The organism is Methylobacterium sp. C33D (assembly GCF_053345825.1).
Map to the genome: position 1 here is coordinate 139,294 of NZ_JBKFAV010000004.1, position 19,190 is coordinate 158,483.

The window sequence follows — 19,190 nt, forward strand, 5'->3', positions numbered from 1 at the left end:
GTCGTCCCGGAGGAAACGCCGCGATGGATTCGGATACGCTGTCCCGCCGCACCCTGCGCTTCGTCAACGTCGCGCACGCCCTCGACCATTTCGTGCTGCTGATCTACCCGACCGCGGTCATCGCCATCGCGGCCCAGACCGGGCTCGGCTACGGCGAGCTGATCGGGCTCGCCACCGGCGCCTTCGTGGCCTTCGGCCTGTGCTCGCTGCCGATGGGCTCGCTCGCCGACCGGTTCGGGCGGCGCAACATGCTGGCGGTGTTCTTCTTCGGCTACGGCCTGTCCTGCCTGGGCGTGGCGACCGCCTCGACACCGCTCGCCTTCGCCCTCTGGCTCTGCGTCCTCGGGCTCGCCTCGGCGATCTACCACCCGGTCGGCTCGGCCATGCTGGTGACCCATGCCCGCCGGCTCGGGCACGATCTCGGCATCAACGGCGTCTGGGGCAATCTCGGCGCGGCCTCGGCCTCCGGCCTGACCGCGCTGCTCGCCGCCACGATCGGCTGGCGCGCGGCCTTCGTCGTCCCCGGCCTCGTCTGCCTCGCCTGCGGGGCCGCCTTCGTGGCCCTGGTCCCGGGCGACGGCGACGCCGCGGGCCGGAAGGCCGGCGGCGCCGCGGTGATCCCGGTGACCCGGCCCTGGGCGCTCATGGCGATGTTCGCCCTGTCGATCTTCGCGGGGGGCCTGACCTTCAACCTGACGACGATCAGCCTGCCCAAGGTGATCGACGAGGGGGTCGGGCAGGCGCTGCCGCTGGCCCTGACCGGCTCCATCGCCACCGGGGTCTTCCTGTTCGGCGCCCTGATGCAACTCGCCATGGGCCGCCTGATCGACCGCTACAGCCTGCCGTCCCTGTTCGTGGCGCTCTCGGTGCTGCAGCCTCTGGGCCTCGGGCTCGCGGCCGTCTCCACCGGCCTGCCGCTTCTCGCCGGGCTCGTCCTCGCCATGACGGCGATCTACGGGCAGGTGGTGATCAACGACGCGATGATCGCCCGCTACGTGCCGCCCGCCTACCGGGCCCGCGCCTACAGCGTGCGCTACTTCGTGGGCTTCACGGCGAGCGGCTTCGTGGTGCCGGCGATCGCCCTGCTGCACGATCGCGGCGGTTTCGCGCTGGTCCTCGGCGTCGCCTCCGCCTGCGGCGCGGTGATCTGGCTCGCGGCCCTCGGCTTCCTGAGGCTGACGCAGGGCGGCGCGCGGCCCGCGCTGGCCGCCGCCGAGTAGCGCGACGGTTTGCGGGTCTGGCCCGGCGCTGCTACGCGGCGCCCGTCCGACCCGCGAGTACCCCGTGACCGATCTGTCCCTCGTCATCCGGCCGGAGCGGCCGGAGGATGCCCCCGCCATCGAGCGCCTCCATGCCCGGGCCTTCGGCCCCGGCCGCTTCGCCCGCACCGCCTACCGGCTCCGGGAGGGCGCGGCCGAGCGGATCGATCTCGGCATCACCGCCTCGGTCGGCAGCTTCCTCGTCGGCTCGGTCCGGATGGGTCCGGTGCGCACCGGGGCGACGCCCTTCGTGATGCTCGGCCCCCTGGCGGTCGATCCGAGCTTCGAGGGCCGCGGCATCGGCGGCACCCTGACCCGCGCGGCGATCGAGGGGGCCCGGCGGGCGGGCGAGGGTCTGGTGATCCTCGTCGGCGACGCGCCCTACTACGCCCGCTTCGGCTTCGCGCCGGTTCCGCCCGGGCGCCTGACCCTGCCGGGGCCGGTCGACCCGGCGCGCCTGCTGTGGCTGGAACTGGCCGAGGAGTTCCGTGCGGGCGTGTCGGGCCTGATCGAGGCGGTCAGGACCTGAAGCGGGGTCCCGAAGGGCATGCCTCGGCTCCCCGACGGTGATTTCGATCCGCACCGGGCTGGTCTTCCGCATGCGCGTGGATGGCTCAGCTCAACCCGCACGCAGCCGCCGTCATTGCGCGCGAAGCGAAGCAATCCCGTAGCGCCACACTCACGGAGGGCGCCCTGACCCTGGGTCGCTTCGCTGTCGCTCGCGATGACGGAGGGGCCGACGGGTCCGCCGAGCGGCGAACACCTCCAGGGCCGGTGCCCGACCGTTCGGACCCCCGTTCAGGCCCGCCGGAGCGCCAGCGCGGCGATCAGCCCGGCGGCGAGCAGCGCCAGCGCCACCGGCGTCGCGGAGGTCGCGGGCCACGCCGAGGCCGCGGCGGTGAACAGTGCCCCGAACGTCATCTGGGTGAAGCCGTAGAGGCTGGAGGCCGACCCGGCCGCGTGCGGGTCGACGTTCATCAGCCCCGCCACCGCGTTGGGGCTGAGCAGGCCGACGCCTACCGCGTAGGCGAAGAGCGGCACGATCAGGCTGACCACGCCGAGCATGCCGGTGCGGTCCACGATCAGCAGGGACAGCGCCGCCACGATGCAGAGCAGGTTGCCGCTCCGCGCCGCCTTGCGGATCGGCACCCGGGCGGCGAGCCGGCTCGCCAGGACGGCGCCGCCGACCATGCCGAAGACGACGATCAGGCAGTCGAAGCCCACCTCCTGCGACGAGCGCCCGAGCCGGTCCACGAGGAGGAACGGCGCCACGGCCAGGAAGGCGTAGAGGCTGGTGCCGCCGCAGGCCCCCGCCACCAGGTAGGCGCGGAACACCGGCACCCGCACCAGGCGCAGGTAGCCGGCCAGCACCGCGACGAGGCCCGGCAGCGCCACCTTGTGGCGGTTGGTCTCGGGCAGGGTGAACACCACGAGCGCGCCCAGCACCGCGACGAGGCCGGCCAGCACCACGAACACCGCGCGCCAGCCGAAGGCCTCGTTCACCACGCCGCCGATCGCCGGGGCCAGCGCGGGCGTGAGCGTCATCGCGGTGGTGAGGATCGCGAGCTTCCGGGCGGCGTCCTCCCGGGTCGAGACGTCGCGGACCATCGCGCGGCCGATCACCAGCGAGCCGCAGGCGCCGAGCGACTGCAGGACACGGGCGACGAGAAGGACGCCGATATTCGGCGCGGGGATCGCGAGCAGCAGCCCGGCGAGGTAGAGGCCGAGCCCGCCGATCAGGATCGGGCGCCGCCCGTACCGGTCCGAGAGCGGACCGTAGAGGAGCTGACCGCCCGCGAGCCCGATCAGGTAGACGGTGATCGTCAGCTGGGCGCCGGCGGCGTTGGTGCCGAGGTCGACGGCCGCCGCCGCCAGTGCCGGCACGAAGATGTGCAGCGCTACCGTACCGGTCATGGTCACGGCGACGAGGAGCGGCAGGGGGGCCCGGCGCTCCGGCACGGCGGGACTTCGATCAGCCAAGGGGTCCTACGCGGTTCTCGTTCCGGCAGGATGCCGGGGCGCGGCCGCCTTAGAGCAAGGGCTACGCCCGGAGCCATGCCGGCGGAACGCGCCAGACACGCGAGGGGCGGGACCGTCCCCCCACCCGGCGGGGCCGCCTACTCCTTCGGCAGCGGCTGCGGGGTCGGCAGCGGCGCGTTCAGATCCTTGGTCGGGCCGCCGACCTCCAGGTCCTTCGCCCGCTCGACCGCCTCGGGATTGGCCTTCGCGGCCGGCTCCTTGGCGGCCGGCGCCGTCGGCGCGGTCGGCTCGGCGGGGATCAGGCTCGAGGGCTGGCCCTGCTGGTCGCCGTCGTGGGCGCTGGCCGGCGGGGCCGGCGCGTTTCGGTCGCTCGACTCGCCGGTCGTGCGCGGGCTGCCGGGCGACTTCGCGTCGACCGGCTTGGCGGTGCCGGTATCGGCGGGCTTGGCCGGGCTGTCCTTGCCCTCGGACGCCTTGCCGGCGGCGGGCTTGTCGGCGGACGGCTTGTCGGCGGCGGGCTTGTCCTCGGGCTTGGCAGCGGCGGGCGCGGCCGCAGGGGCGGCGTCGCTCTTCTCGACGGCCGGCAGCGGCTTCGGCGCTTCGGCGAGCGTCCGCAGGTAGGCGATGACGTTGGCCCGCTCCTGCGGCGCGGCGATGCCGGCGAAGGCCATCTTGGTGCCCTTCACGTAGGCCTTCGGGCTGGTCAGGAACTCGTCGAGGTCGGCGTAGGTCCAGGAGCCGCCCTTCTCCTTCATGGCCGCCGAGTAGTCGAAGCCCGCATGCGCGCCCTTCGGCCGCTCGACGATGCCGTACAGGTCGGGGCCGACCTTGTTCGGGCCGCCCTTCTCGAAGCTGTGGCAGGCGTGGCAGGCCTTGGTGCCGGCCTCACCCTTCTCGACATTGGCGCTGGCGAGGCGGACGGCGATCGGCTCGACCTTGGCCTCGGGCGCCGCGGCGGCGGCCTCGGGCTGCGGCTCGGGCAGGTCGTAGCCGGCTTTGCCCGCCGGCTTCGGGTGGTAGATCAATTCGGCGACGAAACCCGATCCGGCCGCGAACAGAAGGGCGCCGAGGACCGCACCCAGGACCTTGTTCACCTCGAACGAGTTCATGCTCTTCTCGCAACTCGGCCGTGCCGATCGCGCGCCCGACACGGGCGAGCGGGCTCGGACACCGGACATTGGAAGATTTCGAGGTTGCCTTAGCGGTTCAGGGCGGTTCCTGACAATGCCGCAGGGGCGCTCCGCGTCGCTCCAGCGCAGGATTGTTCCACCGAATTGCCCAGCTTGTCACCGGGTGGCACCTTTTCTCCACCGCCGCCCGGCCCGTTTCCGGGGGACGACAACCGGGGGCCGGCCTGTTAAGCAGCCGGCCGCCTCCCGCCGCGGCCCCCGATCCGCGCATCCGGATCCGAATCTCGATGTCCGATCCCCTGGTCCTGATCCCGGCGCGCCTCGCCGCGACCCGCCTGCCGAACAAGCCGCTGGCCGACATCGCCGGCGAGGCCATGATCGTCCATGTCTGGCGACGGGCCGTGGAGGCGGGCATCGGCCCCGTGGTGGTCGCCACCGACACGGCGGAGATCGCCCGCACGGTCGAGGCCGCGGGCGGCCTCGCGGTGATGACCCGGGCCGACCACCCGTCGGGTTCCGACCGGCTCGCCGAGGCGCTCGAGATCGTCGATCCGGAGGGCCGCCACGACGTGATCGTCAACGTGCAGGGCGACCTGCCGACCATCGATCCGGCGATCATCGGCGCCTCCATCGTGCCGCTCGCCGACCGCACCGTCGACATCGTCACCCTCTGCGCGCCGATCACCGATCCGCACGAGGCCGACAACCCCAACGTGGTCAAGCTCGTCGGCCACGCGGTCGGCCCCGGGCGGCTGCGCGCCCTCTACTTCACCCGCGCCCGCGCGCCCTGGGGCGACGGGCCCCTCTGGCACCATATCGGCCTCTACGCCTACCGGCGCACGGCGCTCCGCCGATTCGTCGCCCTGCCGCCCGGCGAGCTGGAGGTGCGGGAGAAGCTGGAGCAGCTGCGGGCCCTCGAGGCCGGCATGCGCATCGATGCCGCCATCGTCGACGACCTGCCGCTCGGCGTCGACACCCCCGCCGACCTGGAGCGGGCCCGCGCCCTGCTGCGGGGCCGGCGCCTGAACTGACCCGACGAACGAATCCGCGCCGCCATGACCGACCGCACGATCGCCTACCAGGGTGAGCCCGGGGCCAACTCGCACATCATCTGCGCGGAGGCCTATCCGGACTGGACGCCCCTCCCCTGCCCGACCTTCGAGGACGCCTTCGCGGCGGTCACGGAGGGGCGCGCCCAGCGGGCGATGATCCCGATCGAGAACTCGATCGCGGGCCGCGTCGCCGACATCCACCACCTGATCCCGATCTCGCCGCTGCACATCGTGGCCGAGCACTTCCTGCCGATCCACTTCCAGCTGATGGTGCTGCCGGGCACGAAGCTCGAGGCGCTGAGGAGCGTCCACAGCCACGTCCACGCGCTGGGCCAGTGCCGCCGGATCATCCGCCGGCTGGGCCTGAAGGCAGCGGTCGCCGGCGACACCGCCGGGGCGGCCCGGGAGATCGCCGAGATCGGCGACCCGAGCCGGGCGGCCCTGGCGCCCGCGCTCGCCGCCGAGGTCTACGGCCTCGACATCCTGGAGCGCGACGTCGAGGACGAGGCGCACAACACCACCCGGTTCGTGGTGTTCTCCCCCGAGCCCGAGCCGGTCGGCGAGGGCACCGGGCCCTGCGTGACGAGCTTCGTGTTCCGCGTCCGCAACATCCCGGCCGCCCTCTACAAGGCGCTCGGCGGCTTCGCGACCAACGGCGTCAACATGTCGAAGCTCGAGAGCTACATGGTCGACGGCGAGTTCACCGCGACGCAGTTCTACGCCGAGGTCGACGGCCACCCGGAGGATCCGGGGCTCAGGCGCGCGCTGGACGAGCTCGGCTTCTTCTCACGCGAGCTGCGGGTGATCGGCACCTACCCGGCCCATCCGTTCCGCGAGGCGGCGCGGCCCGCGGCGGAGTGAGGCACGCGACGTTCGTATTGCTGTAGCGACGCGCTGTAGCTACATCCAGCCATGGGCTTTCAGTGGGATCCCGACAAGGATGCGGCGAATCGGACCAAGCATCTCGTTGGGTTCCGGCAGGCTGCCGAGATCTTCCGGGGGTTCCGCCTGACGCGGGAGGACACGCGTCGCGAATATGGAGAGCACCGCTTCATCAGCCTCGGCCTATACGACGGAGTTGTTCTGCGGGTGGTTCACGTGGAACGCGACGGCGACATCCGCATCATCTCGGCATGGAAGGCGAACCGCCATGACAGGGAAGTCTACGCAGAGGCCAGGGCGCGGGCGTATGGCCATCGTCCGGTATGAAAGCCTCGACGCGATGCCCCGCGCCGCACCGCTGAGCGATGCCCTCAAGGCGTTGGACGATGCGGAGATCGATCGGCGCGCCGAAGCCGATCCTGATGCCGGCCTCGTGCCGCCCGGCTTCTGGGACAACGCCGCCTCAGTCCCTGCGGAAACCAAGGAACAGATCACCTTGAGACTCGATGCGGACGTGCTACGACACTTCAGAGATGGCGGCCGCGGTTATCAATCACGGATCAACGCGGTGCTGAAGAGCTATGTGCGGTCGCAGGAGAAGCGGCGCTAGATCGGCGTCTCACTCCCGCCGCAGCACCCGGTCCGCCGCCAGATCCGACCAGAAGCCCGGCCGGAAGTCCCGCTTGAGCGCCTCCGGGTCGTAGATCGTCTCGACCCAGGTGAGGAAGTCGATCCCCTTCGCCTCGCCTTCGATCCGGTACCGGGCGAAGAACGCGTCGAGGATGCCGGTCTTGGCGAAGCGGAGATGGCCGTAGCGGGCGGAGAGCTGCCGGGCGGCCTCGGCCACCGGGCGGCCCTCGTGCAGGATCAGGTACAGGGCCGAGGCGAGGCCGGCCCGGTCGGCGCCGGACTTGCAGTGCATCACGGCCGGGTACTCGATGCCGGCGAAGAACGCCTTGGCGCCGAGGATGGTGGCGCGGTCCGGCGCCTCCCGCGAGCGGAGCACGAACTCGACGAGCGTGAGCCCGTGGCGCTCGCAGGCCTCGCGCTGCAGCGGCCAGGACCCGTGCTCGCGCCCGCCGCGCAGGGAGATGATCGTCCGCACCCCCTCGGCCCGGAAGCGGGCGAGCTGGTGGGGGCCGGGCTGGGCCGAGCGCCAGAGGGCGCCGGAGCCGACCCGGTGCCGGTTGAGATAGGCGAGGCGGAACACGCCGTGGTCCATCAGCAGCATGTTGGCCCAGGCCATCAGCCGGTCGCCGGGGCCGGCGATCGGCCGCTCGAACCGGGCGATCCGGGCCATGCGGCGCGCGTAGCGCGTCTCGGGCTTGAGGAAGCGGTTGAACACGGGGTGCTGCCGGGAGGGGACCAGCCCGGGCTCTACCAGCCACCCGCCGACCCGGCAATTCGCCGGCCGCCCGACGACCGGCGGGCGGGCGACGCGCCCGACGACGCGATCCGGCGCCATTCTTGCCTTCACTCTGCCTGGATCGGCATCGAACCTGCGCGGGCCGCGCGGGTTATCCGCCGGTCGGACGATGGGAGGCCCGAGGCCCATGAGCACGCGCACCACGAGCATCCGCCGGGCCCGCGAGGCCGATCTCGGCGGCTTGTCCAAGGTGTTCGATGCGTCGTGGCGCGAGGCCTATCGCGGCATCATCCCGGGCGTCGCCCTGGAGCGGCTGATCTCCACCCGGGACCGGGCGTGGTGGCGGGGCGCCCTGCGCCGCGGGCGCCCGATCGCGGTGGTCGAGACGGGCGATCTCGTCGTCGGCTACGCGGCCTACGGACGGACGCGCAGCCGGACGCTCGGCACCGAGGCCGAGATCGACGAACTCTACCTGCTCCCGGAATACCAGGGTGTCGGCCTGGGCCGCCGCCTGTTCCGGGCGGTGCGCAACGACCTCGCGGATCACGGCCTCACGCGGCTCGGCGTCTGGAGCCTCGAGGACAACGCCCGCGCCAGCGCCTTCTACGAGGGGCTCGGCGGCGTCGCCGGCCCGCGGGTGCTGGACCGCGTGGCGGGCCTCCCGCTCCCGAAGGTCGGGTTTCTCTTCGGCTAACGTTTTCCAGCGCTCGTTGCCGGGCCGTACCATCGACTGATTTGCTTTGCCAGGCCGCGCCTCTAAGAGATCCGGGAAGCGGACGAGACCGCGTTCCGGAAGCGACAGGCCATGAAGATCGACGCCATCCCGCTCGGCAAGAAGCCGCCGCACGACGTCAACGTGATCGTCGAGGTGCCGCTCGGCGGCGAGCCGATCAAGTACGAGATGGACAAGGAATCCGGCGCGCTGGTCGTCGACCGGTTCCTGTACACGCCGATGTTCTACCCGGGCAATTACGGCTTCATCCCCCACACCCTGTCGGGCGACGGCGATCCCTGCGACGTGCTGGTGGCCAACACGCGCGCGGTGCTGCCGGGCGCGATCATCAGCGCGCGCCCCGTGGGCGTCATGGTGATGCAGGACGAGGGCGGCGAGGACGAGAAGATCATCGCCGTGCCCTCGCGCCACCTGACCAAGCGCTACGACCGGGTCGAGAACTACACCGACCTGCCCGACATCACGATCCAGCAGATCCAGCACTTCTTCGAGCACTACAAGGATCTGGAGCCCGGCAAGTGGGTCAAGTTCGTCCGCTGGGGCGACAAGGAGGAGGCCCACCGCCTGATCGAGGAAGCGATCGAGCGCGGCAAGGCCAAGAAGTGAGTCGACCCGGCCGCTCCCGCTCGGGAGCGGCCCGGGCGCGTCAGCCGTCGATGCGGCGCAGCCCGGCCCGGTAGCGCCGGGCATTCTCCACGTAGCGCAGGGCGGCCTGCCGCAGACCCTCGATCGCGGCCTCGTCGAGGGTGCGCACGGCCTTCGCCGGCGCCCCGACGATCAGGCTGTTGTCCGGGAACTCCTTGCCCTCGGTGACCAGCGCGTTGGCGCCGACGAGGCAGCCGCGGCCGATCCGGGCCCCGTTCAGAACCGTCGCCCCCATCCCGACGAGGCTGCCGTCCCCGATGGTGCAGCCGTGCACGATCGCGCCGTGCCCGATCGTGACGTCGGTCCCGATGACGAGGGGGAAGCCGGGATCGACGTGCATGATCACGCCCTCCTGGACGTTGGTGCGGTCGCCGATGCGGATCGGCTCGTTGTCGCCGCGCAGGGCCGCGCCGAACCAGATCCCGACATCGAGGCCGAGCTGCACGCGGCCGACCACCTGCGCGTCGGGCGCGATCCAGACCCGGTCGGGGTCGGCGAGGTGGGGGACGTGTTCGTCGAGGGCGTAGAGCGGCATGGCGGCCTTTCGGAGGGAGCGGTCGTCCCGGCCGCGCGGCGCGGCCGGGATCGCGGCGGACGACGCGCGTCGCCTGTCGCGGGAATGGTACGACGTCTCCAGGCTGCCAATGCTAGGCTGGCTCCGCAAGCGGTACCGACCCGGATCGGAGACAGAGATGGCACGGCTCCCGGCCCTGATCGGCCTGACGGCGCTCCTCATGACCCAGGCGGCCGGGGCCGCGGACCTGCGGGGGCCCGCGCCCCTCGGCCGGTTCCGGGCGACCTGCGAGGATCTCGGGACCTTCTGCTTCGCCGATGCCTGCGGCGGCGATCAGATCGCGGCGGCCGAGCGGTGCCGGGCGCGCTGCCCGAGCGCGTCGATCGTCGAGGTCGTCCCGGCCGCCTGCCCGCTCTACGAGGGTCGACCGGTGACGATTCTCCGCCGCCGGGGCTGAGATTCGGCCGCGGGTGAGGATCGGGAGAAATATCGGACCTCCGCGGCAACGAAACGCGGAGCGCGGCATTGACAGTCCGATCAGGTGAACAACGGGGACGCGGACAGATGCTCGCGAACGCGCGCGATGCCCGCCGGCGCACGAAGCTGACCAGCGATCTGCGTCCACCCGAGGTGGGCCCGAATGCCGATCCCGTCCTGTACGGCGTGGCCGCGGGCCTGGCGGCCCTGTTCCCGCCCGTCGCGTTGCGATCGGAGGCTGTGCCCGAACCGAGCCGCGTCGCGGAGCTTCGTCGGGGACCGGATACGACCGGCTGCCGATGACGCTCGGCCAGCCCGGCGCGGACTCCGCCTCAGGCGAAGAGCCGGATCATGAGGAGGACGGTCGCCAGGAGCGGGACCGCCGTGGCGAGCCACAGGGCACCGGGATGGAAGCCCTCGGGACCCGAGAAGCGCGAGGTCCGCGTCACCGCGGGACGCAGGGGGTCCCCGCGTCCGATCCCGATCCCGATCCCGACTGGCATCCGTGGCCTCCTCGATACGCGAGGAGTGAGCCTCGACGCCCCTCAAGGGCGTCTGAACCGGCCGATGCCTTCGTCCGGCGTGGTGAACCGGTCCTTAAAGGGCCCGGTCGAACTTCAGCTCGCCGTTCGGGCTCTTGAGCACGAGCTGCGAGCCGACCATGTCCCACACCGCCGAGGTGCGCAGGGCGATGAAGAAGGCCTGCTCGGTGGCGGCGAGGCCCTTGTCGCAGCTCTTCTTGGTCAGAGCGAGCGGGCCCACGGCGATGTGCTGCTCCTTGAGCGGGAAGGCGGTGGCCGCGAAGGTGTTGCAGCCGCCGTAGCCGCGGGCGCGGTACTGCTTGTCGATGATGAAGCTCGGCCGGTCGCCGCCCGTGAACGGCTTGCCGTTCAGGCTCACGGCGGTCCAGGTCGAATCCAGCGGGAACATCTTCTCGCTGGCCTTGGCCCCCGGCACGTACTGGGGCTTCTTCTCCTCCTCGCCGCCCGGCCGGCGGTTGCCCCGGCCGAAGCCGGTCGGCGAGCCGCCCATCTGCGCCTGCGCCTGCGTCGCCGCCGACAGGTCCATGGCCAGCACGGCGCAGGCCAAGCTCGCGATCAGCACCCCTCTCATCGTCCAGTCCCCATGTCGCGCGCGCCGCGCGCAGGTCATCCTCCGGAAACGCCGCGCCGGCCGCGCGGCCCGGTCCCTCGCGAGACCGCTCCGAATCTTGCGCCTTGGCGGATGCGACAGGATTTCAGCACAATTATGGTCGCGCTCGGCCGAAGACCGACCGGAAACGATCCGGGGTGGCGATCGTTGTTGATCATCGCGGAGCAGGAGGATGACCTTGGCAGGATCGGACGAGGGCGCGCAGAGCGGGACCCGGGCGCTCGCCATGACCCCGGCGCAGTCGCGGGCCGCCCGCGGGCTGCTCGGCTGGTCGGAGGCCGATCTCGCCGGCAAGATCGGCCTGGACGAGCGATTCGTGCGCGATTTCGAGGGCGGCTACAGCGATGCGCCGAGCGGACAGATCGAGGCCCTGCGCAGCGCCCTCAGCGCGGCCGGGGCGGTGTTCAGCGACGCGCCGACGCCCGGCGTCCGGCTCGCGGCGGACCGGGGCGTCGACGAGGGCACCCGCGCCGACGCCCTGACCACGGAGAACGATCGCTGACACCCGCCGGCCACTGCGAACGCGCCGCTCATGGCGCGTTCATGCGCCGCGCCTGAGAACCGGGGACGTCCGAACCCGCGCACCGTCCCTGGAGCGTCCCGTGATCGATCCCGTCTGCAGCCCGTCGCGGTGCGACCGGCGCTCCCCCATGGCCGTCTTCCGGTTGGCCGCCGACCGGACGGGAGGCCGCTGATGCGCGCCGACGCCTTCCTGGCCGCCGCCGACGCGCTGCCCGTGGCGAGCCTCGATGCCCTCCTGGGAAGCCGGGGTCTCGTGGTCGTCGCGCCGCATCCCGACGACGAGAGCCTCGGATGCGGCGGGCTGATCGCCGCTGCCCGGGCGTCGGGGCGGCCCGTGCACCTCGTCGTGGTCAGCGACGGCTGCGGGTCGCACACGCATTCCCGCCTCTACCCGCCGGAGAAGCTGCGCGCCCTGCGCGAGGCGGAGACCCGGCGGGCCGTGGCGGTCCTCGGCCTCGGGCCCGACGCCGTCACCTTCCTGCGCCTGCCGGACGCGCACGTCCCGAGCGACGGCCCCGAGGCCGAGGCGGCCGCGTCCGCCGTGGCCGGCGCGGCCGCGGCGATCGGGGCGGGCGCGGTCTTCGTCACGTGGCGCCACGATCCCCATTGCGACCACAGGGCGGCCGCCGCGATCGTCGCCCTCGCCCGGCCGCGGATGCCGGGCGTGCGGGTCTACGAGTACCCCGTCTGGGGCTGGACCCTGCCACCCGAGACCGAGGTCGGGCCGAGCCCGGCCGGCCTGCGCCTCGACGTCTCCGCCTATCGCGAGACCAAGGTGCGCGCCGTCGCCGCCCACGAATCGCAGACCACCGACCTGATCGCGGACGATCCCGCGGGCTTCCGGCTCGAGCCCGCCATGATCGACCGGCTCTGCGGCCCCTACGAACGCTTCGTCGCGGTCCCCGCATGACCCGGCGGACCCAGACCCTCCCGGAGGATTACTTCCTCGGCATCTACGCCAGCGACCCGGATCCCTGGCGCTTCACCACGTCATCCTACGAGCGCGACAAGTACGCGGCGACGCTGGCGGCCCTGCCGCGGGCGCGCTACCGGGCCGCCTTCGAGCCGGCCTGCTCCATCGGGGTCTTCACCCGCGCCCTGTCCGAGCGCTGCGAGCGGCTGCTCGCCACCGACTTGGTCCCGGCCGCCGCGGAGGCCGCCCGGGAACGCTGCGCGGATCGCCCCCACGTCGAGGTCCGGCAGGGCGCGATGCCGGCGGACTGGCCGGAGGAGCGGTTCGACCTGATCGTCCTCTCCGAGTTCCTGTACTTCCTGGCTCCGGACGATTTCGCCGCGCTCGTGCGCCGGGCCGGCGCGACGATCGTGCCCGGTGGCGACATCGTGCTGGTGCACTGGCTGGGCGAGACCGACTACCCGCTCTCGGGCGACGGCGCCGCCGAGGGCTTCATCCGGCTGTCCGCGCCCTTCGCCCAGGTCCTGAATCAGGCGCGGACGGACAAGTACCGGCTCGATGTCCTGCGCGCCGGAACCGCCCCGTGAGCGTCGCGGTCATCACCCTCAACAAGGGCCGGCGCGCGCACCTGACACGCCTGCTCGAGGGTCTCGGCCGCGGCGACCCGCCCGATCGCTGCGTGGTCGTCGAGATCGGCGACGACGCGGCGCCCTACCCGGCCCTTCCCTTCCCGGTGGAGCGCGTGCCGTTCCCGCATGCCGGCCTGCCGCTGGCCGCGGCGCGCAATGCCGGACGCCGGGCCGCCCGCGCCGACACGCTGATGTTCCTCGACGTGGACTGCATCCCCTCGGCGGGGCTCGTCGCGGGCCTGTCCCGGGCGGTGGCCGAGCGGGACGGCCTCATCTGCTGCGAGATCGGCTACCTGCCGGCCGGGGCGGTCGCGGACGGGTGGCGCGAGACGGACCTGGCGCGTCTCGGCGCGCCGCACCCGGTGCGGGCCTTCCCGCCCGCCGGCACGGTGGCGCCGGCGCCGCAGCCCGGCCTGTTCTGGTCCCTCGCCTTCGCGGTGCGGGCCTCGACCTACGACCGCCTCGGCGGCTTCGACGAGACCTTCTCGGGCTACGGCGCGGAAGATACCGACCTCGCCTTCCGGGCGGAGCGGGCCGGCGTGCCGATCCTGTTCCTCGGCGGCCCCCGGGCCTACCACCAGCATCATCCGGGCTACGACCCGCCGCTGCAGCACTTCCGCGACATCGTCGCCAACGCGGCCCGCTTTCACGACCGGCACGGGATCTGGCCGATGGACGGATGGCTCGACGGGTTCGCGCGGCTCGGGCTGATCGCGGCGGATCGGTCGAGCGGCATCGTGGTTCACCGGGACCCGACGCCGGGCGAGATGGAAGCGGCGCGGCTGCCGGACGATCGTCCGTTCTGACGGGACTCGGCCCGCGCGGCGCCGCCGTCCGCGCGCGCGCAGCCAAGGAATCCAGCAGCGACACGCATGTCGCCGTTGCCGCGATCCTGGATCGCTTCGCTGCGCTCGCAACGACGAGACGTTCATCGCGGTGCGGAGGGCGGATCCCGGCCCTGTGCCGGGATCCGCCCGCGGGCTGCCTCAGCTCTTCATGGCGTTCGCCTTCTCGATCAGCGCCTCCGCCATGCGGATCGAGGCGATGTCGATGAGGCGTCCGTCCAGGGAGACGGCGCCGCGGCCGGCCTTGGCGGCCTCTTCCATGGCCTCAAGGATGCGGCGGGCCTTGGTGACCTCGGCCTCCGACGGGGTGAACACCTCGTTGGCGAGCTCGATCTGGCTCGGGTGGATCGCCCACTTGCCCTCGAAGCCGAGGGCGGCGCAGCGGCGGGCCGCCGAGCGGTAGCCGTCCGGATCCGAGAAGTCGCCGAACGGTCCGTCGATCGGGCGCAGGCCGTAGGCGCGGCAGGCGACCAGCATGCGGTTCTGGGCGAACAGCCACGGATCCTGCCAGTGGGTCTGGCGGTTGCCGGCCTCGTCCTTGTCGGTCAGCACTGAGAAGTCGGGGTTCACGCCGCCGATGACGGTGGAGCGGGCGCGGGTCGAGGCGGCGTAGTCGGCGACGCCGAACGACATCGCCTCCAGGCGCTTCGAAGACTGGGCGATCGCCTCGACGTTGGCCATGCCGAGGGCCGTCTCGATCAGCACCTCGAAGCCGATCTGCTTCTCGCGCTTCTTGGCCTGCTCGATCTGGGTGACCAGCACGTCGATGGCGTAGACGTCGGCCGGCACGCCGACCTTGGGGATCAGCACCATGTCGAGCCGCGGGCAGGCTTCGACGATGTCGACCACGTCGCGGTACATGTAGTGGGTATCGAGACCGTTGATGCGGATCATCATGGTCTTGTTGCCCCAATCCAGGTCGTTCAGCGCCTGGATGATGTTGGTGCGGGCCTTCTCCTTGTCGTCCGGGGCGACCGCGTCCTCGAGATCGAGGAAGATCACGTCCGCCGCCGAGGAGGCCGACTTCTCCATGAAGGTCGGGTTGGAGCCGGGCACGGCGAGTTCGGACCGGTGCAGGCGCGGCTTGGCCTGCTGGATCAGGGTGAAGCTCATCTCGGGTTCTCTCTCCTGGTGACGGTTCTGGTGCCGTTGCGGGATGCGCTCCCGTTCACCGGCGGCAAATGGCGCGCCCCTCGGCCCCTGACAGGGCGGGGAGGCGCGTTTCGGTTCGCTCCATCGCGGTTCGTCTCAGGCTCGGGTTTCCTCTCCCGTGCAGGAGAGAGAGCCTGTTGCGCCCCTTCCTAACCGGTCGCCCCGAAGCCGACCGCGATGCAGTTGATGGACAGGAGCAGGGCCGACTTCACCGCCTCGCGCCGGTCCTCGTCCGTCTCGGAGCGGTAGCGGGCGAGCAGCTCCACCTGCTCGCGGCTCACCTGGTTGATGGTCGGCAGCCGGCCCTTCAGCCGATCCCGGAACAGCGGGAAGCGCTCGGCGAGTTCCCCACCGCCGCTCACCCGCAGCACCATCTCGCGGGTCAGCGCGTACTCGGCCTCGATCATCGCGAAGATGCGATCGCGGATGCCGGCATCCGGGACGAGGCCCGCGTAGGCGCGGGCGATGTCGAGATCGACCATCATCAGCGTCTTCTCGACCTCGTCGAGGACGAGGCGGAGGATGCGGGACTCGGTGAACAGCCGCTTGAGCGTCGCCTCTCCGTCGCGGCCGCGCACGTCGATGAAGCTCGCCAGCCCCGAGCCGACGCCGTACCAGCCGGTGATGACGTGCCGGTTCTGCGACCACGCGAACACCCAGGGGATCGCCCGGAGGTCCGAGAGCGAGCGGGCGCCGAAGCGGCGGGCCGGGCGCGAGCCGATGTTGAGGAGCGCGATCTCGTCCAGCGGGCTCGCCGCCTGGAAGTAATCGACCAGCCCGTCGGTCTGGAGCAGCTGGACGTAGGCCGCCCGCGAGGCGCCGGCGAGCGCCTCCAGGGCGTCGTCGTGGCCCGGCCCCGCCCGCTCGCCGTCGCCGGCCAGCGCGTGCTCGAACACCGAGGCCGCCAGCAGCTCCATCTGGTAGGCGGCCGTGCCGCGGTTGGCGTACTTGAACGAGACCACCTCGCCCTGCTCGGTGGTGCGGAACCGGCCGCGGATGGAGCCCGGCGGCTGGGCCATGATGCCCTTCTGGGTCGGCACGCCGCCGCGGCTCACGGAGCCGCCACGCCCGTGGAAGAAGGCGATCCCGACGCCGAGCTCCTCGCCGAGGCGGGTCAGCTTGCTCTGCGCCTTGTAGAGCTCCCAGTTGGCGGCGACGAAGCCGCCGTCCTTGTTGGAGTCGGAGTAGCCGATCATCACCTCCTGCACCCCGCCCTGCCAGCGGGTCGAGCGGCGCACCACCGGCGTGCCGAGCAGCGCCCGCATGATCGCCGGGGCGGCGCGCAGGTCGTCGATGGTCTCGAACAGGGGCACGATCGGCAGCGGGCAGATCTCGGTGCCGGCCGCGTCGAGGAACACTCCCGCCTCCTTGGCCAGCAGATAGGCGCCGAGCACGTCCTCGACCGAGCGCGTCATCGACAGCACGAAGGCGCCGAACGCCTCGCGGTCGAGGGCCTCGCGCATCTCGGCGACGAGGGCGAAGGTGGCGAGCGTCTCGCGGGCCGCGTCGGGCAGGTCCTCGAAGGACCGCTCCGGGTCGCGCGGTCGGGCGAGCTCCGCGTCGAGCCACTGGCGCCACGCGGTCGAGCCGAGGGCCGGCGGCTCACCCTCGCCGTTGCGCTGGCGCCAGAGGGCGTGGAGCGTGTCGGTGGTCCGGGTGGTGTTCTCGCGCAGGTCGAGGCGGACCGTCGAGAAGCGGAAGATCTCGACCATGCGCCGGACCGGACGGACGAGATCGCGCGCCAGCGCCCCGCACTTGGCCTCGGTCAGGCCGCGCTCCAGGGTGCGCAGGTCCTCGATCAGACCGTCCGCACTCGCGTAGTCGGGGCCGGACGGGTGCTCGCCCTCGTTGCGGGCGATGGTCGCCTCGATCTTGCGCAGGACGCAGGAGAGGTACTGGCGATACGGCTCCCCCGGATTGCGCCGGGTGATGGCGCGGGACTGCCCGCTCTCGGCGAGGTGGCGGTCGAGTTCCGCGCGGAAGCTCTCGGGCAGCGGCAGCGAGCGCTCGGTGAGCGACAGGGTGCGGCCCAGCTCGCGCACGCCGTCCCGGTAGCGCGTGAGCGAGGCGAGCGCGTTGCGGTGCAGGGTCTGCCGGGTGACCGCCGCCGTGACGTAGGGGTTGCCGTCCCGGTCGCCGCCGATCCACGAGCCGAACTGGAAGAACGGCGGGACCTTGAAGTCGGTCCCCGGATAGGTCTCGGCCAGCGCCTCGTGGAGGGTCTCCAGGGTCTCGGGCAGCATCTCGAACAGGGTCTCGTCGAAGAAGTGCAGCCCCCAGGCCACCTCCCGTTCGACGGTCGCCTTCTCCAGGTGCAGTTCGCCGGTCATCCAGACCAGCTCGATCTGGTCGCGCAGCTCGTTCATGAGCCCGTTGCGCTCGCGGTCGGTCCAGCGCGGCATCTCCAGCTCACGCAGGACGAGGTAGATCCGGCGGAACTTCTCCAGCACCGTGACCCGCTTGCCCTCGGTGGGGTGGGCGGTCAGCGTCGGGCGGATACGCAGGTCGCTGAGAAGCGCCTGGATCTTTTCAGGGGGCACCCCCTGCTTGCGCGCGTCGGAAAAAACCTTGGCGAAGGAGCCGCCGAGCGCGGCCCGGCCCTCCGTGCGCTCCACGTGCCGGCGGCGGCGCATCGCGGCGTTCTGCTCGGCGATGGAGATCAGCTGGAACCAGATGCCCTGCACCTGGAGCGCGCGCGCGAGCATCTGCGGCGAGAAGCGCGAGATGTCGGCCGTGCCGTGCAGGACCGCCTCGAGGTCGGGGTCGTGCCGGCGGGCGACGTCGAGCAGCGCCTGGAACAGGATGTCCAGCGCCTGCTCCGACGACGTGCCGACGATGACCGGCGGCGCGAAGGCCGTGGCGTCGACGAGACCGGGGGTTGCGTGAAGGGTGCGGGTCATGGGGCCACCTCGTGGCGCAAGGCTGCGCTCCCCTCCCCCTTGCGGGGAGGGGTTGGGGGTGGGGGTGGTTCAGAAGGCACCGGATCGCCCGATCCTGCACCACCCCCACCCTCGGTCCCCCCGCAAGGGGGAGGGAAGGATCTACGCCGCGCGGGCGAGTACGTCGGCCACGGTCTGCCCGAAGCTGCCGGGATCCGGCGCCACGGTCAGGCCATACGAGCGCATGATCTCGGCCTTCTCGGCGGCGCTGTCGCCGGCCGCCGAGATGATCGCCCCGGCATGGCCCATCCGCCGGCCCTTCGGCGCCGTGAGCCCGGCAACGAAACCGATCACCGGCTTCGACATGTTCTCGCGGATCCAGGCCGAGGCCTCGGCCTCCTGCGGGCCGCCGATCTCGCCGATCATCAGCACCGCGTCGGTATCCGGGTCCGTCTCGAACAGGGCGAGGTGGTCGAGGAAGGACGAGCCGTTGATCGGGTCGCCGCCGATGCCCACCGAGGTCGAGATCCCGAGCCCCAGCTCCTTGAGCTGCGAGGCGGCCTCGTAGCCGAGCGTGCCCGAGCGGGAGATCACCCCGACATTGCCCGGGAGGTAGATGTGGCCGGGCATGATGCCGAGCATCGCCTTGCCGGGCGAGATGATGCCGGCGCAGTTCGGGCCGACCACCATGGTCCGCCGCTCCTTGGGGTAGCGGTACAGGTAGCGCTTCACCCGCATCATGTCCTGGGCGGGGATGCCGTCGGTGATCGAGCAGACCAGCCGCAGCCCGGCATCGGCCGCCTCCATGATGGCGTCCGCCGCGAAGGGCGGCGCCACGAAGGTGATCGAGGTGGTGGCGCCGGTCGCCGCCACCGCCTCCTTGACGGTGTTGAACACCGGCAGGCCGAGATGGGTGCGCCCGCCCTTGCCGGGCGTGACGCCGCCGACGACGTTCGTGCCGTAGTCGAGCATCTCCTTGGCGTGGAAGGTGCCCTTGTCGCCCGTGATGCCCTGGACGATGATCGGGGTGGTCTCGTCGATGAGGATGCTCATGGCGCGG

General features: G+C 72.0%; 23 protein-coding genes. 14 read left to right on the forward strand and 9 right to left on the reverse strand.

The features are described from left to right. The first annotated feature begins 23 nt into the window (after window positions 1-23). The gene (locus ACLBXO_RS04220; protein ID WP_331313503.1) at window positions 24-1,220 is read left to right on the forward strand and encodes an MFS transporter; all 1,197 of its coding nucleotides are present in this window, start codon (window positions 24-26) and stop codon (window positions 1,218-1,220) included. A gap of 64 nt (window positions 1,221-1,284) precedes the next feature. Further along, window positions 1,285-1,788, forward strand: a complete 504-nt coding sequence (locus ACLBXO_RS04225) for a GNAT family N-acetyltransferase (protein WP_447684599.1) — start codon at window positions 1,285-1,287, stop codon at window positions 1,786-1,788. A 269-nt stretch (window positions 1,789-2,057) separates the two neighbouring features. Here ACLBXO_RS04225 and ACLBXO_RS04230 read toward each other — a convergent pair whose 3' ends face one another. Together ACLBXO_RS04230 and ACLBXO_RS04235 are read right to left on the reverse strand one after the other, a co-directional pair. Next, window positions 2,058-3,218 (reverse strand): multidrug effflux MFS transporter, encoded by a 1,161-nt coding sequence (locus ACLBXO_RS04230; protein ID WP_331313580.1) that lies wholly within the window; start codon window positions 3,216-3,218, stop codon window positions 2,058-2,060. Between the two features lie 158 nt (window positions 3,219-3,376). After that, window positions 3,377-4,348: a c-type cytochrome gene (locus ACLBXO_RS04235; protein ID WP_331313501.1), complete on the reverse strand. Its 972-nt coding sequence runs from the start codon at window positions 4,346-4,348 to the stop codon at window positions 3,377-3,379. A gap of 308 nt (window positions 4,349-4,656) precedes the next feature. Between ACLBXO_RS04235 and ACLBXO_RS04240 the strand changes: the two genes are divergently transcribed. From ACLBXO_RS04240 to ACLBXO_RS04255, 4 genes are read left to right on the forward strand one after another with little or no spacing between them, the layout of a single operon-like run. Continuing rightward, window positions 4,657-5,400 carry a 3-deoxy-manno-octulosonate cytidylyltransferase gene (locus ACLBXO_RS04240; RefSeq protein ID WP_447684600.1) on the forward strand — a complete coding sequence of 248 codons (744 nt, stop codon included), beginning with the start codon at window positions 4,657-4,659 and terminating at the stop codon, window positions 5,398-5,400. Window positions 5,401-5,424: 24 nt separating this feature from the next. Beyond that, complete coding sequence (locus tag ACLBXO_RS04245) at window positions 5,425-6,282, forward strand: prephenate dehydratase (RefSeq protein ID WP_447684601.1); 858 nt, start codon at window positions 5,425-5,427, stop codon at window positions 6,280-6,282. Window positions 6,283-6,333: 51 nt separating this feature from the next. Then, window positions 6,334-6,630, forward strand: a complete 297-nt coding sequence (locus ACLBXO_RS04250) for a BrnT family toxin (protein ID WP_447684602.1) — start codon at window positions 6,334-6,336, stop codon at window positions 6,628-6,630. Next, window positions 6,611-6,913: a BrnA antitoxin family protein gene (locus ACLBXO_RS04255; RefSeq protein ID WP_447684603.1), complete on the forward strand. Its 303-nt coding sequence runs from the start codon at window positions 6,611-6,613 to the stop codon at window positions 6,911-6,913. The genes ACLBXO_RS04250 and ACLBXO_RS04255 overlap by 20 nt, the downstream gene beginning before the upstream one ends. 9 nt (window positions 6,914-6,922) lie before the next feature. Here ACLBXO_RS04255 and ACLBXO_RS04260 read toward each other — a convergent pair whose 3' ends face one another. After that, entirely contained in the window at window positions 6,923-7,648 is a 726-nt protein-coding gene (locus ACLBXO_RS04260; protein WP_331313498.1) for a tyrosine-protein phosphatase, read from the reverse strand. A gap of 208 nt (window positions 7,649-7,856) precedes the next feature. Between ACLBXO_RS04260 and ACLBXO_RS04265 the strand changes: the two genes are divergently transcribed. Then, on the forward strand, window positions 7,857-8,363 hold the full coding sequence (locus ACLBXO_RS04265; RefSeq protein ID WP_331313497.1) for a GNAT family N-acetyltransferase: 507 nt from the start codon (window positions 7,857-7,859) through the stop codon (window positions 8,361-8,363). Window positions 8,364-8,474: 111 nt separating this feature from the next. Continuing rightward, entirely contained in the window at window positions 8,475-9,008 is a 534-nt protein-coding gene (ppa, locus tag ACLBXO_RS04270) for an inorganic diphosphatase (protein WP_020092642.1), read from the forward strand. A 40-nt stretch (window positions 9,009-9,048) separates the two neighbouring features. On the opposite strand, the gene ACLBXO_RS04275 is transcribed toward ppa, so the two are convergent. Further along, a complete protein-coding gene (locus tag ACLBXO_RS04275; RefSeq protein ID WP_331313496.1) occupies window positions 9,049-9,582 on the reverse strand; it encodes a gamma carbonic anhydrase family protein in 534 nt (177 codons plus the stop codon). 157 nt (window positions 9,583-9,739) lie between these two features. Here ACLBXO_RS04275 and ACLBXO_RS04280 point away from each other — a divergent pair, with 157 nt between their 5' ends. Together ACLBXO_RS04280 and ACLBXO_RS04285 are read left to right on the forward strand one after the other, a co-directional pair. Then, the gene (locus ACLBXO_RS04280; RefSeq protein WP_331313495.1) at window positions 9,740-10,018 is read left to right on the forward strand and encodes a hypothetical protein; all 279 of its coding nucleotides are present in this window, start codon (window positions 9,740-9,742) and stop codon (window positions 10,016-10,018) included. A gap of 107 nt (window positions 10,019-10,125) precedes the next feature. Beyond that, window positions 10,126-10,341 (forward strand): hypothetical protein, encoded by a 216-nt coding sequence (locus ACLBXO_RS04285; RefSeq protein ID WP_331313494.1) that lies wholly within the window; start codon window positions 10,126-10,128, stop codon window positions 10,339-10,341. Between the two features lie 29 nt (window positions 10,342-10,370). On the opposite strand, the gene ACLBXO_RS04290 is transcribed toward ACLBXO_RS04285, so the two are convergent. Beyond that, window positions 10,371-10,541: a hypothetical protein gene (locus ACLBXO_RS04290; RefSeq protein ID WP_331313493.1), complete on the reverse strand. Its 171-nt coding sequence runs from the start codon at window positions 10,539-10,541 to the stop codon at window positions 10,371-10,373. 94 nt (window positions 10,542-10,635) lie between these two features. Continuing rightward, entirely contained in the window at window positions 10,636-11,151 is a 516-nt protein-coding gene (locus ACLBXO_RS04295) for an META domain-containing protein (protein WP_331313492.1), read from the reverse strand. Between the two features lie 217 nt (window positions 11,152-11,368). Between ACLBXO_RS04295 and ACLBXO_RS04300 the strand changes: the two genes are divergently transcribed. The 4 genes from ACLBXO_RS04300 (at window position 11,369) to ACLBXO_RS04315 (ending at window position 14,060) form a co-directional block, all read left to right on the forward strand. Then, complete coding sequence (locus ACLBXO_RS04300) at window positions 11,369-11,692, forward strand: XRE family transcriptional regulator (protein ID WP_331313579.1); 324 nt, start codon at window positions 11,369-11,371, stop codon at window positions 11,690-11,692. A 192-nt stretch (window positions 11,693-11,884) separates the two neighbouring features. Then, window positions 11,885-12,622 (forward strand): PIG-L deacetylase family protein, encoded by a 738-nt coding sequence (locus ACLBXO_RS04305; protein WP_331313491.1) that lies wholly within the window; start codon window positions 11,885-11,887, stop codon window positions 12,620-12,622. Next, window positions 12,619-13,212 (forward strand): SAM-dependent methyltransferase, encoded by a 594-nt coding sequence (locus ACLBXO_RS04310; protein WP_331313490.1) that lies wholly within the window; start codon window positions 12,619-12,621, stop codon window positions 13,210-13,212. The genes ACLBXO_RS04305 and ACLBXO_RS04310 overlap by 4 nt, the downstream gene beginning before the upstream one ends. Continuing rightward, window positions 13,209-14,060 carry a glycosyltransferase family 2 protein gene (locus ACLBXO_RS04315; RefSeq protein ID WP_447684604.1) on the forward strand — a complete coding sequence of 284 codons (852 nt, stop codon included), beginning with the start codon at window positions 13,209-13,211 and terminating at the stop codon, window positions 14,058-14,060. The genes ACLBXO_RS04310 and ACLBXO_RS04315 overlap by 4 nt, the downstream gene beginning before the upstream one ends. A gap of 180 nt (window positions 14,061-14,240) precedes the next feature. Here the strand turns inward: ACLBXO_RS04315 and ACLBXO_RS04320 are convergent, their stop codons facing one another. The 3 genes from ACLBXO_RS04320 to sucD form a co-directional block, all read right to left on the reverse strand. After that, entirely contained in the window at window positions 14,241-15,212 is a 972-nt protein-coding gene (locus ACLBXO_RS04320) for an HpcH/HpaI aldolase/citrate lyase family protein (protein WP_447684605.1), read from the reverse strand. Between the two features lie 188 nt (window positions 15,213-15,400). Then, entirely contained in the window at window positions 15,401-18,151 is a 2,751-nt protein-coding gene (locus tag ACLBXO_RS04325) for a phosphoenolpyruvate carboxylase (protein WP_331313488.1), read from the reverse strand. 141 nt (window positions 18,152-18,292) lie between these two features. After that, window positions 18,293-19,183 carry a succinate--CoA ligase subunit alpha gene (gene sucD / locus ACLBXO_RS04330; protein WP_331293864.1) on the reverse strand — a complete coding sequence of 297 codons (891 nt, stop codon included), beginning with the start codon at window positions 19,181-19,183 and terminating at the stop codon, window positions 18,293-18,295. Window positions 19,184-19,190: the final 7 nt, after the last annotated feature.